12 protein-coding genes are annotated in these 16,746 nt (G+C 42.7%); 4 read left to right on the top strand and 8 right to left on the bottom strand.

Annotated features, from left to right (window positions below; all coding sequences use genetic code 11):
* The 6 genes from HC965_RS17235 to rpmH form a co-directional block, all read right to left on the bottom strand.
* Positions 1-696 carry a NigD-like protein gene (locus HC965_RS17235; RefSeq protein WP_191032618.1) on the bottom strand — a complete coding sequence of 232 codons (696 nt, stop codon included), beginning with the start codon at positions 694-696 and terminating at the stop codon, positions 1-3.
* Positions 693-1,841: a 1-acyl-sn-glycerol-3-phosphate acyltransferase gene (locus HC965_RS17230; RefSeq protein ID WP_191032617.1), complete on the bottom strand. Its 1,149-nt coding sequence runs from the start codon at positions 1,839-1,841 to the stop codon at positions 693-695. The genes HC965_RS17235 and HC965_RS17230 overlap by 4 nt, the downstream gene beginning before the upstream one ends.
* Positions 1,842-1,848: 7 nt before the next feature.
* The gene (locus HC965_RS17225) at positions 1,849-2,823 is read right to left on the bottom strand and encodes a D-alanine--D-alanine ligase (protein ID WP_191032616.1); all 975 of its coding nucleotides are present in this window, start codon (positions 2,821-2,823) and stop codon (positions 1,849-1,851) included.
* A complete protein-coding gene (locus HC965_RS17220; RefSeq protein WP_191032615.1) occupies positions 2,820-3,893 on the bottom strand; it encodes an RluA family pseudouridine synthase in 1,074 nt (357 codons plus the stop codon). Before HC965_RS17220 ends, HC965_RS17225 begins: the two co-directional genes overlap by 4 nt.
* Positions 3,894-3,920: 27 nt before the next feature.
* On the bottom strand, positions 3,921-4,571 hold the full coding sequence (locus tag HC965_RS17215; RefSeq protein WP_191032614.1) for a PASTA domain-containing protein: 651 nt from the start codon (positions 4,569-4,571) through the stop codon (positions 3,921-3,923).
* Between the two features lie 370 nt (positions 4,572-4,941).
* Positions 4,942-5,100, bottom strand: coding sequence for a 50S ribosomal protein L34 (rpmH, locus tag HC965_RS17210; RefSeq protein WP_004299762.1), 159 nt, complete (start codon positions 5,098-5,100; stop codon positions 4,942-4,944).
* Positions 5,101-5,292: 192 nt separating this feature from the next.
* Here rpmH and efp point away from each other — a divergent pair, with 192 nt between their 5' ends.
* Complete coding sequence (efp, locus tag HC965_RS17205; RefSeq protein WP_191032613.1) at positions 5,293-5,859, top strand: elongation factor P; 567 nt, start codon at positions 5,293-5,295, stop codon at positions 5,857-5,859.
* A gap of 88 nt (positions 5,860-5,947) precedes the next feature.
* Here efp and HC965_RS17200 read toward each other — a convergent pair whose 3' ends face one another.
* A complete protein-coding gene (locus HC965_RS17200; RefSeq protein WP_191032612.1) occupies positions 5,948-7,348 on the bottom strand; it encodes an alkaline phosphatase in 1,401 nt (466 codons plus the stop codon).
* Positions 7,349-7,512: 164 nt separating this feature from the next.
* The gene (locus tag HC965_RS17195) at positions 7,513-9,108 is read right to left on the bottom strand and encodes a DUF6377 domain-containing protein (protein WP_191032611.1); all 1,596 of its coding nucleotides are present in this window, start codon (positions 9,106-9,108) and stop codon (positions 7,513-7,515) included.
* 243 nt (positions 9,109-9,351) lie between these two features.
* Here HC965_RS17195 and HC965_RS17190 point away from each other — a divergent pair, with 243 nt between their 5' ends.
* The 3 genes from HC965_RS17190 to HC965_RS17180 all read left to right on the top strand — a co-directional run bounded on the left by HC965_RS17190 (position 9,352) and on the right by HC965_RS17180 (position 16,731).
* Positions 9,352-11,205 (top strand): glycoside hydrolase family 13 protein, encoded by a 1,854-nt coding sequence (locus HC965_RS17190; protein WP_191032610.1) that lies wholly within the window; start codon positions 9,352-9,354, stop codon positions 11,203-11,205.
* 197 nt (positions 11,206-11,402) lie between these two features.
* A complete protein-coding gene (locus HC965_RS17185) occupies positions 11,403-13,613 on the top strand; it encodes a glycoside hydrolase family 97 protein (protein ID WP_191032609.1) in 2,211 nt (736 codons plus the stop codon).
* Between the two features lie 94 nt (positions 13,614-13,707).
* Entirely contained in the window at positions 13,708-16,731 is a 3,024-nt protein-coding gene (locus tag HC965_RS17180) for a TonB-dependent receptor (RefSeq protein WP_191032608.1), read from the top strand.
* The last annotated feature ends 15 nt before the right edge of the window (positions 16,732-16,746 follow it).

Raw genomic sequence — 16,746 nt, 5'->3', positions numbered from 1 at the left:
TCAATTCTGCCCCGGTACATAGTCGAATCCGGGGTCACAATACTTATCAGATTCTACGGGAACTCCATTTGGGTCGTACGTATAATACTTAAATTTAATCTTTATCGTTCGTCCGGGAGCCTCTTCATTTACATATTTCGCCAAAGGAACAGAGATGTAAGCGCGTCGATTGTAATACTCCGCATCGCTGTTCGCATCGTGATATAATAACATATTCACAATGCCTTTTGTTTCCAAATCGGATACATCTTCCACTATACCGAAGGTATGTCCTTTACCCGTGCTGACTTTAAGATTCAGAATCATATTCAGATAATCCCGTCCAAGCCAAATGCTAACCATCTCTACAGGATCAGTCTTTACGCCGTCTTTATAAACCGGATCATCTTCCGGTTTGGGCTCCGGCGTTATAAGCGACTGCAAAGAATAAATACGGACACCGCCCGTCAATACTTCATAATTACTCATTACACGTCTGGAAGTATTCGAAGAAATAGTAGACCCTGTACGGTCTTCCAATACAGGCAACGGCTCCCCTTTATCAGGTATAAGCGTCTGTATGCTACCATCTTCGCCGGCTACTACTGTAACAAATTCCAGTTGCACCGAAGGATAATAATAGTCGTCATCTCCACAAGCAGTCATCAGGAATAGCAATCCCAGCAACCAGACACTATGTAACTTTCTTTTTCTCATTGGCAAGCAGCTAAATGATTTACTAACGGATTGGAATACATCAATAACAACTTCTCACGCAAAAATTCCTCATCCTTATTCGGAATCTTTATCTTGCCTAATTGTTGCTCAATATAGTTTATAAACTGTTGTTTCTCTTCTTCGGTATAGTTAGACGCAAACTTCGTCGTACCGTTCAGCAAATCGTAAGCCACATAATTGCCCGGATAAATGCGATAGTTACGATGGATTCTACGGTCGAGACAAGAAGAAATACGGGCAAACAGTTCCGGTTTCGGCAATGAACGGTCCAAACGTTGCAACTCATCATTCAGACAGGGGGCAACCTGGAAATGAACTCTACCCTTATATCCGAACAGACCGGTCTGCATATTAATCAAATCGTCCTGCGTGGTCTTTTTATATCCTTCTACATCTCTTTTCAATTGAAATTCCTGCGCTTTCAGAAAATCACAAGGGTCATATTCATATGAAATGGCAAGCGGAGCAATATTCATTTCCATCAGACGTTCTACCAAATCACCTTCACCACCCATTGCCAGCATCTTCAGGACACTATCCTGTGTACGGTCATTGGAGTCTTTCGCACGCCCTTCACGCTGCGCAACCCAGATAGACTGGTTTTTCTGCGAAATGGTGTAATGCATATAACGTGACATTCGTGCCGAGGATTCAAGCATCTGCCGCATGGTCAATGCCCGCTGCACAATAAAGGATTTGTTGACACGAACCAATTTCTTGATCCAGGGGTAAATCAGCAGATTATCTCCAATCGCTATTTCGACGGTATCCATTCCCTGGTCGATCAGCAAAATGGAAAGGAATCCCGAATCAAGGATAATATCCCTATGATTTGATATATAAGTATAGGCTTTGCTTTTATCCGGTATAGCGGTATGGTCCAAAGTTAATCCGGCTGTATGGTCGGCCGCAATCTTCCATAAAATGCCATAGCAGAATGCTTCCTGGAAATCCAGTTTAGTCTTACAAGCACGCATTTTCTGCGCCAGAAGTTCGAATGGGACGTTCGGTATAGCTTCTGTGGCGGCTTTCTGAAAAGCCGGATCAGCAATCAGTTCCTCAAAGATTTGAGGAAGCTCCTCATCATTATAAGGGCGAATATCATTAAACTCTGTCAGATTCATAACGCGATTAAAATTTGTTTTCAATAATATCGGTCATCACATCCTTTATATCCAGTCCGGCAGCACGCACTTGCTGGGGAATAAAGCTGGTAGCAGTCATTCCCGGAGTTGTATTCACTTCGAGAAGGTTAAGCTTTTCACCGGCAGTCACTATATAATCCACACGGATAATGCCGGAGCAACCTAATATATCATAGATAGCCGAAGTCAGCATCTGCACACGTCCGGTCATTTCGTCCGAGATACGTGCAGGAGTGATTTCATCTACCTGACCATTGTATTTTGCATCGTAATCAAAAAACTCATTGTGCGTCACCACTTCCGTAGGTGGGAATACCACCGATTTCTCTTTGGTCTTATAGCAACCGCAAGTCAGCTCCGTTCCCTCCATAAATGCTTCGACGAGCACTTCTTCCGCTTCTCCGAAAGCCTTAACAATGGCAGGTTGGATTTGTTCTTTCGTTTTTACTTTCGTAACGCCGAAGCTCGAACCACCCAGACTGGGCTTAATGAAGCAGGGCAAACCTATTTTTTCAATCACGTCTTCATCGGAAACCGATTGCCCCTGACGCAACAGCAATGATTCGGCAATGCGCACCCCAAAAGCTTTCAGATACTGATTGCAGGCAAATTTATCATAAGTAATGGCGGCAGCCAGTACCCCACAGCAGGAATACGGAATACGCATCATGTCAAAATAGCCTTGCAGACGACCATCCTCACCCGGTGTACCATGAATGGTGATATAGGCAAAATCGAACACCACCTTTTCCGTTCCGTCCGTAAAACTAAAATCATTTCTGTCCACCGGGATTTTCTTTCCGTCCGGCAATTGTACTTCCCAGCGACGGCCTTCCATCTCCACAATGTACAAATTATACTTTTCCTTATCTATAAAGGAATAAATGCCCTGTGCGCTACGCAGGGAAACTACGATTTCAGAGGTATCTCCCCCTGCTACGATAGCAATGTTGCGTTTCATTCTAATTCTCTATTACTGATATAGCCTCTCCACTTCTCGATAAGCCGGGTCATGTCATCCGGAAGTTCGGAAGTAAAGTGCATCTCTTCACCTGTGACGGGATGCACAAATCCCAACGTCATAGCATGCAAAGCCTGCCGGGGACAAGTGTCAAAGCAATTATTTACAAACTGTTTATATTTACTGAAATGAGTTCCTTTCAGTATCTCATGGCCGCCATAGCGTTCATCATTGAACAGCACATGGCCGATATGTTTCATATGAACACGAATCTGATGTGTACGCCCTGTTTCCAAAATACATTCCACGAGAGTGACGTATCCCAACCGTTCCAATACGCGATAATGGGTTACGGCGTGCTTACCTACCGCCGGGTCGGACATCACCGCCATCTGCATCCTGTCTCTCGGGTTGCGGGCGATATTGCCAATGATGGTTCCTTCATTCTGATCTACAATTCCCCATACCAAGGCACGATACTTACGTTTGGTCGTTTTATTAAAGAATTGCATCCCCAGGTTTGTTTTCGCATCCGGCGTTTTGGCAATCACCAATAATCCCGAAGTGTCTTTGTCAATCCGGTGAACAAGTCCGACATGCGGGTCGTTCGCGTCATAATCGGGATCATCCTTCATGTACCAGGCAAGAGCATTGACCAGGGTACCAGTATAATTTCCGTGTCCTGGATGCACCACCAGTCCTGCCGGCTTATTCACGACCATCAGATACGGGTCTTCATAAACGATAGTAAGGGGAATATTTTCAGGGATAATTTCATTTTCGTAGCGCGGACGATCCATCATCACCGTGATGACGTCCAACGGCTTCACTTTATAGCTGCTTTTCACCGGTTTGCCGTTAGCCATAACAAATCCGTCTTCGGCAGCTTTCTGGATACGGTTGCGCGAAGCATTGACAATACGTTCGAACAGATATTTGTCGACTCTGACCATCGCCTGCCCTTTATCTACAACCACGCGAAAGTGTTCGTAAAGCTGGGATTCGTCACCGACAGGTTCTATATCATCCAAATCATTTTCCAGTTCGTCCGGAAGTTCTTCCTCTATCATGTGAGTCTTGTTTCTGTTATTTATCAATTAAAACCAGCTATCGTCTTGAGTAGGTGATGTTTCCGATGCCACAGGCTTTTCCGTATCCGTATCGGCATCTATGGAGTCTTCTTCGGCCATATCGCCTGCTCCGTTTCCTACCATTAGCGTCAGGGAAGCACCCACAGGAACTTTTTCTCCTGTCGTCAACTGACGTCCCTGGTACTTCACACCATATACCCAGTCTTTCTCACCATGTACCAACTGGATTTCAGTCAGCTTGAAACCGGCACTCTGCAACTTGGCTTCCGCCTGCCGGAGGGAACTATTATCAGCGACATCAGGAATGACGCGCAAAGGAATATCCAATGTATTAACCGTCAGGTATACGGTACGACCTTCTTTTACTTTATCTCCAGCGCCCGGTTTCAGGTCAAGAATAATACCTGCTGCCTTATCCTTTACATATTTAGTATCGGAAATCACACATACCAGCCCATGATTACGGAACATTTTGGTAGCTTCTTCCACCGTCATCCCTTTCACATCGGGCACCATGACAGTTTCACCATGATGTGTATGTATGTCGAGCCATTTCAACACACCGAATACCATCACTACCACCACCACAATCATGGCGATAATATTCAACCAGAAAAATTTATTTGTTTTAAAAGAAAAGAATTCTTTAATAGTCATATGCATTGCTGTTAATATGCGCCAAAGATACTACAAAATAGTTGAAATCATGAAAAGTAGGCGATGAAAAATGTCCCCATTTACGATGCAAGGACACTAATCATCGCCAGAATTGCTGCAACTATAATCCCCACTCCTATAGATTTCAACAACCTTATTATGATTATACGGGTTTTCAAGTCCCGGATATATTCTTTCACCGTGTATGTTTGCTTATGGTTTTCTACATTCGGCTACAAAGAAAAGAAAAAATAATATACAAAAGTCCATAGTAGGGCTTTTTAACATTCTCTTTTTCAGAAATCAGGGAAACAAAAAAGGCAGAGATTAAATTCTCCGCCTTTTTTGTTTCCCTGATGACAGGTGATTATCACTTCTGTCCGTTGTACTCATCAGAAACAGTTAGTTTCTTTCTGCCTTTTGCACGGCGAGCTGCTAACACTCTACGACCGTTAGCCGATGCCATTCTCTCACGGAAACCGTGTTTGTTCTTTCTCTTTCTGTTAGAGGGTTGAAATGTTCTTTTCATTACTGTATCTTGTTTTTATGTTATTATTCTACGTAATCGGGCTGCAAAAATAGGCACTTTTTTTAAATTAACCAAGAGATAACTCATTTTTGCTCAAAAGTTTTTGTGTTTTTTACCGATTTAGATTACTTTTGCACTCGATTTCCAACGAAAACAATTAAATAACAATAATATAAAAAGAAAAACAGTAGTATGATTAATGCTCAAGACATCAAAAACGGAACTTGTATCCGTATGGACGGAAAGCTCTATTTCTGTGTAGAATTCCTGCATGTAAAACCAGGTAAAGGTAACACTTTCATGCGTACTAAACTGAAAGATGTAGTTAGCGGATACGTTCTCGAACGTCGTTTCAACATCGGTGAAAAACTGGAAGATGTACGTGTTGAACGTCGTCCTTACCAATTCTTATATAAAGAAGGAGAAGATTTTATCTTCATGAACCAGGAAACTTTCGACCAGCACCCTATCGCTCATGACCTGATCAACGGTGTTGACTTCCTGTTGGAAGGTGCAGTACTTGAGGTTGTTTCTGACGCTTCTACCGAAACTGTACTTTACGCAGACATGCCGATCAAGGTTCAGATGAAAGTTACTTATACAGAACCGGGTATGAAAGGTGATACAGCTACCAACACATTGAAACCCGCTACTGTGGAATCAGGTGCAACCGTTCGTGTTCCTTTGTTCATCAGTGAAGGTGAAACAATCGAAATCGACACTCGTGACGGTTCTTACGTAGGACGTGTGAAAAATTGAGAATTGAGAATTGAGAATTGAGAATTACTTTGCAGAATAATAATTGCGCAGCCTAATTCTCAATTCTCAATTTTCAATTCTCAATTTCTTATTTATATCCTCCCGCTTTAGCAATTCTCTTCGGGATTTCAGTATTATCAATCTTTTCACCGAACAGATGAGAGCCTGCTCCGATAGCGAATACTGGAACAAAACCTGCAGAGTGTCCGCCGCTTACCCAGCCGACCATAGCGATTTCATTCATTACGCGTTTTGCGCATGCGGCCATCGGTTCGCTCTTTGAGTACATGCTTTCAGCAAACACCACTTTGTTCTTCACAAATGATTTCTCAAATTCGTCATGCAATGTTCTTTCCTGTTCCCAAGAGATAGGCAGTTCTTTCCAGAAACCCATTTCTTTACCAAGAAATTCTTTCATATCTTCCCAGGTCACTTTGTTGCCTTTCGCTTTTCTCAATTCGCTGATACGTTGAGAAAGTCCGTCAGCTGAATGGTTCTGATATTGCAGTGCTTTCAGGTTCAATTCATATTTACCTGTACCGAGAACGATTCCACCGGTTTCGTGGTCAGCGGTAACGACGATTAGTGTTTCTTTCGGATGTTTCTTGTAGAAATCATAAGCTACTTTAATAGCGTCGTCCATGTCTTTCACTTCATTGAATACAGTAGCGACGTCGTTTGAATGGCAAGCCCAGTCGATCTTTCCACCTTCTACCATCAGGAAGAAGCCTTTGTTCTTACCTTTAGTCAGGAAGTCGATAGCGCTTTCTGTAATCTGTGCTAATGTCAGATCACCTTCTTTACGGTCAATTGCGTAGGGCAAGCAAGACGGGTTAGCACCTTCCTCCTGAATAAGAATCATTTTGTCGGCTTTTCCGGATTTAGCTTTATAGTCGTTGTAACCCCGTGCAACTGTATATCCGGCTTCTTCAAAGATAGGGAAAATGCTCGGAGCATCTTTCTTGTCAAAAGAGGTAGTCGGTTTCAGGAAACCACCGCCTGCATAAAAGTCAAAATTAGCTTTCGGCAGGTCAAGAGCTATTTCATAATACATATTACGATCCGGTTGGTGTGCATAAAATGCGGCAGGAGTAGCATGATCTACACTGACAGAAGTAGTGACACCTACTTTTTTGCCGGCTTTCTTTGCTTGTTCGGCTACCGTCTGAATCGCGTTCTTATCTTCTCCTACAGAAATAGCGTGATTATAGGTTTTCTTTCCCGTAGCCAGTGCGGTACCTGCGGCAGCAGAGTCGGTTACAGAATTAGTTGCAGAGAAAGTAGTGGCCATGGTAGCGACCGGAAATTGAGTGAATAACAAAGGCTCGACGCCGATGCGTCCGTTTTGAAGTTCTGCCTGATACATCTCCGTACCATTTACCTGGTTCACTCCCATTCCATCCCCGATGAAATAGAATATGTACTTTGCCTGACCGTTTGCTGCAACGGAAATGAGGACAAAGAACAACGAATAGATTAACTTTTTCATTCTTTAGTAAATTTATTATTAGATTAGTTGTCTACAAAGGTAGAAAAAAATGGAGATACGCAGTGGATATTCGCATACTAATAGTGGATATTACCTTCATTTATAGGCATTATTCACCTTATATATTACAAAGCTGTAATACAAGAACTATCTTCCAAATCAGACTATAGATTCATCACATCCTGTTCGAACCGGTCTTTATCGCCGGCTGCCTTATTGCGCATGCGGCTACGATAATTATATATAGTTGCCAAAGAGTAGCCCAGGAAATGGGCAATCTTATTACTGTCCACTACCCCCAAACGGATAAGTGCAAAGATGCGGAGTTCCGTGGTCAGAAGTTCGTCGGATTTCGGATATATGCGTCCTTCTTCTACCAGCAAATCATTAAAAGCAGTAATGAAATTCGGGAAAAGTTTCAGGAAAGACTTGTCGAACTCATTATAAAACTCATTCCGTTCATCACGGATGAATTGTTCGGACTTTATGGCTTTGAACGGGTCTTCGATGCGGGATGCCATAGCCAATTTAGCTAATGAACGGCGATAAGTTTCCAGTTTATCCAAATAGTTGACGCATCTATCGAGATAACGGGCGATATATACTTCTTTAATTTTCCCCGTTTGTTCCAGCTCTTTGTTCACGACTTGCATTTGTTTGTTCGCCAGGCTCAAATCACGCCGCATGGCAGACAGTTTCTTCATCCAGCGATACAAATAGAAAACGGCAATAAGAAGAAAGAAAGACAGCATACTGACACTGATAAGCATTGCCTGGGAAACCGCACGTTCTTTTTCTTCCTTCAGTTTATAAGCTTTGTCTATAATAGGAAAGAATTCCGTCACCTCGATAAAGCGCAAACGGGCATTACAGGCTACTGCATCTTCCATCGAACAACTCAGATATTTGTAAGCGCGGTCTACATCGCCCAATTCATACATCAGATGCGCCAGCTTCTGCAACGAAGCATATTCCCTGACAGAAGATTCCAAATCGGCAATAGCTGTCAATATGAGATAATAGACTTCTTTCTCCATCTCTTTCTTCATGCCGTACGCTTCGGACATCGTATAGTATATATATACTTTCTGACGTTCGTCGACCGCATCTTTCAGCGCGTCACTAAGCATCACCAAGGCCGTATCAGCCTTACCTGTGACTATGCATTGTTCTGCCAAAACAATCGTGCGATTTATTTCGGGCGGCATAATACTTATGATGGAGTCGCGGTATAAATCAGTCTTCTTCAGATATTTCTTCTTTTCTTCCCGATTGGTGGTATAGTCTGCAAGCCAGCCATAGCAGGCACGATACGTCTGATAATAGGATAATAATGTTTGTTCGCCCAGCTTCGCCGGATTTATTTTCTCCAGTTCTTCCATAGCTTCAATATACATTCCCATCACTCCCAATGCCGTGGCGCGGTCAATGGTAATCTCGTTTGCTAATTCCGGACGTTCCAGTTGAGGAAGAATCTGCTGTCTCCTATTTATATAATGAAGCGCAGAATCTGCTTGATAATGAAGATAGGCATCGAATAACGAACCATATAACCTATATTTATCAGCAGGAGTAACCGAATGGGCAAGTTGCACTTTCAAAGCATCAATATCCTTTTCTTTCTGGATCTGAAAGGTTTCTTTCTTATTGATAATATCATCCAGTCTTTTAAGAACTGCCGCATTACCACCAGTCTGTTTTGCAAACGATGAAGTCGTACAAACTAAAAGAAAAGATAAGATATAGGTTACATTTCTCATAGGTTACTTTTTAAAGATGTCACAAATATAATGAATATAGTCATGATAATGAAATTTTTGGTCAAAAGTATTTTAATTCTCACTTGTATTTTACGGTTGTCCACAAAGCAATAGCACACTCATTATCAATGCAATAACATCATAAAGTATTTATATTTATATTCTAGTCTCAAAATACAGTATCCTATCCCCCTACATTTGCAACATCGGTTCTCCGAGCAAACATTTAAAATCTATGTTACCATGAAAAAGAATTTTCTATTTGTACTCTTACTTGTACTACTATTCGGTTGCAGCCCTGTATATGCCGCAACTATTATAAAAAAAGTAGCCCCTACTTTTTGGTGGGCAGGAATGAAAAACCCGGAACTGCAAGTCTTGCTATACGGTGAAGATATAGCGTCTGCAGAAGTTAGCATCTCTTCCCAGGACATCACTCTGCAAGAGGTAGTTAAACAAGAAAATCCGAACTATCTGATTATCTATCTGAATACATCGGAAGCAACCCCGCAGAAATTCAATATTATCCTGAAACAAGGTAAAAAACAAACTGCCATTCCTTACGAACTCAAACAAAGGAAGCCGGATGCTTCCGAAGTGGAAGGCTTCAACTCCAGCGATGTACTTTATCTTATTATGCCGGATCGTTTCGCAAACGGTGATCCTTCCAATGACATAATTCCCGGAATGTTGGAAGCGAGAGTAGACCGCAACGATGCCTTTGCCCGCCATGGCGGTGATTTCAAAGGAATAGAAAAGCATATGGATTACATTGCTGATTTAGGAGTGACGAGTATATGGCTGAATCCGATTCAGGAGAATGATATGAAGGAAGGTTCTTATCACGGCTATGCCATCACTGATTATTATCAGGTAGACCGCCGTTTCGGAAGTAACGAAGAATTCCGGAATCTTGTAGACCAGGCACATGCCAAAGGAATGAAAGTGGTAATGGACATGATCTTCAACCACTGTGGAGATGAAAACTATCTGTATAAGGATATGCCTTCCAAAGATTGGTTCAATTTCAAAGGAAACTATGTACAGACAAGCTTCAAGACTGCTACCCAACTAGATCCGTACGCATCTGATTATGAAAAGAAAATTGCTGTTGACGGTTGGTTCAGCCAGGCTATGCCGGATTTCAACCAAAGAAACCGTCATGTAGCCAATTATCTGATTCAGAACAGTATCTGGTGGATAGAGTATGCCGGTATTAACGGAATCCGCCAGGATACACACCCTTATGCAGACTTTGACATGATGGCTCATTGGTGCAAGGCTGTGAACGAAGAATATCCGAGATTCAATATTGTGGGTGAAACCTGGTTAGGTAGCAATGTACTTATCTCCTACTGGCAGAAAGACAGCAAGCTGACCTATCCTAAAAACACCTACCTGCCCACTGTCATGGACTTCCCATTGATGGAACATATGAACAAAGCCTTTGACGAAGAAACAACCGACTGGAACGGCGGACTGTGCCGGCTTTATGAATACTTGTCACAAGATATCGTCTTTGCCGACCCGATGAATCTGCTGATCTTCCTTGATAATCACGACACTTCCCGTTTCTATCGTTCGGAAGCTGATACACAAAACCTGAACCGATACAAACAAGCATTAGTATTCCTTTTGACAACACGCGGCATTCCGCAGATATATTACGGAACTGAAATCTTAATGGCTGCCGATAAAGCAAACGGTGACGGATTACTTCGCTGTGACTTTCCGGGTGGCTGGCAGAATGATGCGCATAATTACTTTGAGGCAGCAAACCGCACTCCGCAACAGAATGAAGCATTCTCTTATCTTCAAAAGTTGCTTCAATGGAGAAAAGGAAATGAGGTCATAGCCAAGGGAAAACTGAAACACTTCGCACCGAATAAAGGCGTATATGCATACGAACGAAAACTGGGCGATAAATCAGTCGTTGTTTTTCTCAACGGGACAGACCGGGAACAGACTATCGACTTGAATTCTTATCAGGAAATACTGCCCGATTCTTCCGCAACCAATGTATTAGAGGACAAAAAGATGGAGTTAGGAAATGATTTAACACTTCCAAGCCGTGGAATATACCTTTTATCCTTCTAAAAAAGTTCACTGAGACTTATATTTATGCCGAGCGTACATTCACTTATTCAACTGTAAATCAAAATAATAAAGTTTATACTGGCTTGTATTTTTATTCTAATTGACAGACTGGGTTCAGACGGATGCTACATTTGCAATATCCGAAACAAAAGGAATTAAAATATCGGTTAGCTTACAATTTAATACCATAAAATAAAATGAAAAAGAATCTTTTGCTCATCGCAATTCTCTGTATCTCGTTTATAGCGAATGCACAACAGAAACTGACTTCACCGGATGGAAATCTGGTAATGACCTTCCAGGTTAACAAGGAAGGTGCTCCTACGTACGACTTGATTTATAAAGGAAAAACGGTTATCAAACCTAGCACCTTAGGACTGGAATTAAAGAAAGAAGACAATACCCGCACAGACTTCGACTGGGTAGACCGCAGGGATCTTACCAAGCTTGATTCAAAGACGAATCTTTATAACGGCTTTGAGGTGAAAGACGCAAAGACTTCCACATTCAACGAAACCTGGCAACCGGTATGGGGAGAAGAAAAAGAAATCCGCAATCATTATAATGAGCTGGCAGTAAACCTGTATCAGCCAATGAATGACCGTTCCATCCTCATTCGTTTCCGTTTGTTCAATGACGGTTTAGGCTTCCGCTACGAATTTCCACAGCAGAAATCTCTGAATTATTTCATCATCAAAGAAGAGCATTCCCAATTTGCAATGGCAGGCGACCATATCGCTTACTGGATACCGGGTGACTATGATACTCAGGAATATGATTATACCATCTCCCGCCTGTCGGAAATCAGAGGTTTGATGAAACAGGCTATCACCCCGAACTCTTCGCAGACTCCTTTTTCACAGACAGGTGTACAGACTGCACTGATGATGAAAACAGATGATGGTTTATATATCAACCTTCACGAAGCAGCTCTTATTGACTACTCTTGTATGCATCTGAACCTGGACGACAAGAATATGGTATTTGAATCTTGGTTGACTCCTGACGCAAAAGGAGACAAAGGATATATCCAGACTCCTAGCCATACTCCGTGGCGTACCGTGATTGTCAGCGATGATGCCCGCAATATCCTTGCATCCCGCATCACCCTGAACCTGAACGAACCTTGCAAAATCGCGGATGCCGCTTCATGGGTGAAACCAGTGAAATACATCGGCGTATGGTGGGACATGATTACCGGAAAAGGTTCATGGGCTTATACCGACGAATTGACCAGCGTAAAATTGGGTGAAACCGATTACTCTAAAACAAAACCGAACGGCAAACATTCTGCCAACACTGCCAATGTAAAACGTTATATTGACTTCGCAGCAGCCAACGGATTTGATGCCGTATTGGTAGAAGGTTGGAACGAAGGCTGGGAAGACTGGTTCGGCAACAGCAAAGATTATGTATTCGACTTCGTCACTCCGTATCCGGATTTCGATGTGAAGGAGATTCAACGTTACGCAGCAAGCAAAGGCATCAAGATGATGATGCACCACGAAACTTCCGCATCTGTCCGCAACTACGAACGTCATATGGACAAAGCTTACCAGTTTATGGTAGACAATGGCTACAATTCAGTAAAGAGTGGTTATGTAGGCAATATCATTCCCCGCGGCGAACATCACTACGGACAATGGATGAACAACCATTATCTGTATGCAGTGACCAAAGCAGCCGACTACAAAATTATGGTGAATGCGCACGAAGCAACCCGTCCGACTGGTATCTGCCGCACATATCCTAACTTGATTGGTAACGAATCCGCACGTGGAACTGAATATGAGTCATTCGGCGGAAATAAAGTATATCACACTACCATCCTTCCTTTCACTCGCCTGGTTGGTGGCCCGATGGATTATACTCCGGGAATCTTCGAAACTCACTGTAACAAGATGAATCCTGCGAACAATTCACAGGTACGCTCTACCATCGCCCGTCAGTTGGCATTGTACGTAACCATGTACAGTCCTCTGCAAATGGCTGCCGATATTCCGGAGAATTACGAACGCTTTATGGATGCTTTCCAGTTTATCAAAGACGTAGCGCTCGACTGGGATGAAACCAAGTATCTGGAAGCAGAACCGGGAGAATATATCACCATCGCCCGCAAGGCAAAAGGCACTGACGACTGGTATGTAGGCTGCACAGCAGGTGAAAACGGTCACACTTCCAAATTGGTATTCGACTTCCTGACTCCGGGCAAGCAATATGTTGCCACTGTTTACGCAGATGCAAAAGATGCTGACTGGGAGAAAAATCCGCAGGCTTATACTATCAAAAAAGGTATACTGACAAACAAGAGCAAACTGAATCTACAGGCTGTCAATGGTGGCGGTTATGCCATCAGTATCAAAGAAGTAAAGAATAAGGCAGAAGTAAAGGGACTAAAGAAATTTTAGGTAATAGGCAATAAGATTGGGAGAATATAGTTTTCAATAGGTATTTTTTAGAGAGAAATATTTGATTTTGATAAAATAACTTTAAATTAGAGACATGAAAAAGAGCTTAAGACTAAAAGCCCTGCTTGTATTGTTGGTAGGACTCTTCCTTTCCATCGGAGCATTTGCACAGCAAATAGCTGTCAAGGGGCATGTGAAAGACACAACGGGTGAGCCTGTCATCGGTGCAAACGTACTGGTGAAAGGTACAACCAACGGAACTATAACAGATTTTGATGGTAACTTTATGCTGAATGTGCCGAAAGATGCTATTCTTTCCGTTTCATTCGTTGGTTATAAATCTGCAGAAGTGAAAGCAGCTTCTTCTGTAATAGTTACGCTAGAAGATGATTCTCAGGTACTGGACGCAGTAGTCGTTATCGGCTACGGTTCGGTGAAGAAGAATGATATGACAGGTTCGGTTACTGCAATCAAACCTGATAAACTGAACAAAGGTCTGATTACTAACGCACAGGACATGATGACCGGTAAGATTGCCGGTGTGAGTGTTGTCAGCAAAGGCGGTGCTCCGGGTGCAGGCGCAACGATTCGTATCCGTGGCGGTTCTTCGCTGACTGCGGAAAACGACCCGCTGATTGTAATTGATGGTTTGGCGATGGATAATAAAGGGGTGAAAGGTTTGTCCAACCCGTTGTCTATGGTTAATCCGAATGATATTGAAAGTTTCACCGTATTGAAAGATGCTTCAGCTACCGCTATTTATGGTTCTCGTGCTTCCAATGGTGTCATCATCATTACGACGAAAAAAGGACAGGCAGGCGCACGTCCCACCATTTCTTATGACGGAAATCTATCTGTCAGCAATGTAAAATCGACCGTTGATGTGATGGATGGCAACCAATTCCGTTCTTTCATCAAGGACATTTGGGGAGAAGATAGTGAAGCCTATAGCAAATTAGGGAACGCTAATACCGATTGGCAGAAAGAAATCTTCCGTGCAGCCGTAAGTACAGACCATAATCTCACCATTTCAGGCGGATTAAAAAATATGCCTTACCGCGTCTCTTTCGGTTATACCAATCAGAACGGTATTGTAAAGACATCCAAGTTTGAACGCTATACAGCTTCTGTCAGCCTGGCTCCTTCTTTCTTTCAGGATCATCTGAAAGTGAATGCCAACTTGAAAGGTATGATTGCCAAGAACCGTTATGCTGACGGTGGCGCAGTAGGTTCTGCTGTAAGTTTTGACCCAACACAGTCCGTTCGTTCCGACGATCCTTACCATCAATATTATTTTGACGGATATTTCCAATGGAATACGGATGCTTCTTCTTTGAACGATGATACATGGAAACGTACTTTCAACGGCAATGCTCCCGGTAACCCAGTTGCCTTATTGGAAGAAAAGAACGACCGCGCCATTTCCAAATCTTTGATCGGTAACTTGGAACTGGACTATAAGTTTCATTTTTTGCCGGACTTGCACGCACACGTGAACGGTGGTATGGATCTCTCTACAGGTAAACAATACACGGATGTCTCTCCCTATTCTTCTACCAACAACTATTATGGTAGCTATGGATGGGAAGAAAAAGACAAATACAACCTTTCCTTGAATGCTTATCTGCAATACAGTAAAGATTTCACCGACAAACATCATTTCGACGTTATGGCCGGTTATGAATGGCAGCACTTCCATGATACGTCCGACCAGGAATATTGGGGACTCTATCCGTTGTCAAACAATGTGGTAGAGAACAGAGGTCAGCGCTACAATAATACCGCAAGCGGTTCGGCTACAGAAAGCTACCTCGTATCTTTCTTCGGTCGTCTCAATTATACACTGCTGAACCGTTATCTATTTACCGCAACCGTACGTCAGGATGGTTCTTCTCGTTTCCACAAAGATAACCGCTGGGGATTGTTCCCGTCTTTTGCTTTGGGATGGAAATTGAAAGAAGAAGCTTTCCTGAAAGACGTTGATGTACTTTCCGATTTAAAACTCCGTCTCGGCTATGGTATTACCGGACAACAGAATATCAATTCAGGAGATTATCCTTATCTGGCTGTTTATGAAACAAATAAAGACGGTGCTTACTATCCTATCTTGGGAGAGGGAATCACTTACCGTCCGAATGCATACAACCCGGATCTGAAATGGGAAAAGACTACCACTTATAATGTAGGTGTAGACTTCGGCTTCCTGAACAACCGCATCAACGGTTCAGTGGATTATTACTATCGCAAAACCACTGATTTGCTGAACAGCGTATTCGTTTCTGCAGGAACGAATTTCAAGAACAAGGTATTGTCCAATGTCGGTTCACTGGAAAACTCCGGTGTGGAATTCTCCATCAATTCAAAACCAATTGTAACTACAGACTTGACATGGGATCTCGGTTTCAATATCACTTACAACAAAAACGAAATCACTAAGCTAACCTCAGGTGATAGCAAAAATTATTATGTGGCTGCCGGAGATAACATCGGTGGCGGACGTGATATGAAAGCAATGGCACATGCCGTCGGACATCCGGCTTCTTCTTTCTATGTTTACCAGCAAGTTTATGACGAAAACGGCAAAGCTATTGAGAATGAATTTGTAGACCGTGACGGTAACGGAATTATCAATGGTGACGACCGCTACTTCTATAAGAAACCGACAGCCGATGTATTAATGGGGCTTACTTCCCGTCTTTCTTACAAGTCATGGGATTTTAGTTTCTCATTGCGTGCCAGCCTGAATAATTATGTATATAATTCCGTCGAAGCAGGTGGTTCCGATTGTAACCCGACTTCTATCTATTCATTCGGTGCGCTGAACAACCGTCCGTTAATGGGAGTTGCCAACAATATCCAAAGTCTGAGTGATAATACTTTATTGTCCGACCAATTCGTACAGAATGCTTCTTTCATGAAATGTGACAACATCACTCTGGGATATACATTCAAGAAGTTGTTCGGTGCTCCGCTTAGCGGACGCGTATATGCAGCCGTACAAAACGTATTCACTATCACCAAGTACAAAGGACTTGATCCTGAAGTAGAAAATGGATTGGATAACAATATTTATCCACGTCCCCTGACTACACTTATCGGTTTGAGCCTTAATTTCTAAACCTACTAAAAATAC

Origin of the sequence: Bacteroides sp. GM023, from assembly GCF_014750685.1 — a bacterium.
Lineage (GTDB): Bacteria > Bacteroidota > Bacteroidia > Bacteroidales > Bacteroidaceae > Bacteroides.
This window is presented reverse-complemented; position numbering and strand designations above follow the sequence as displayed.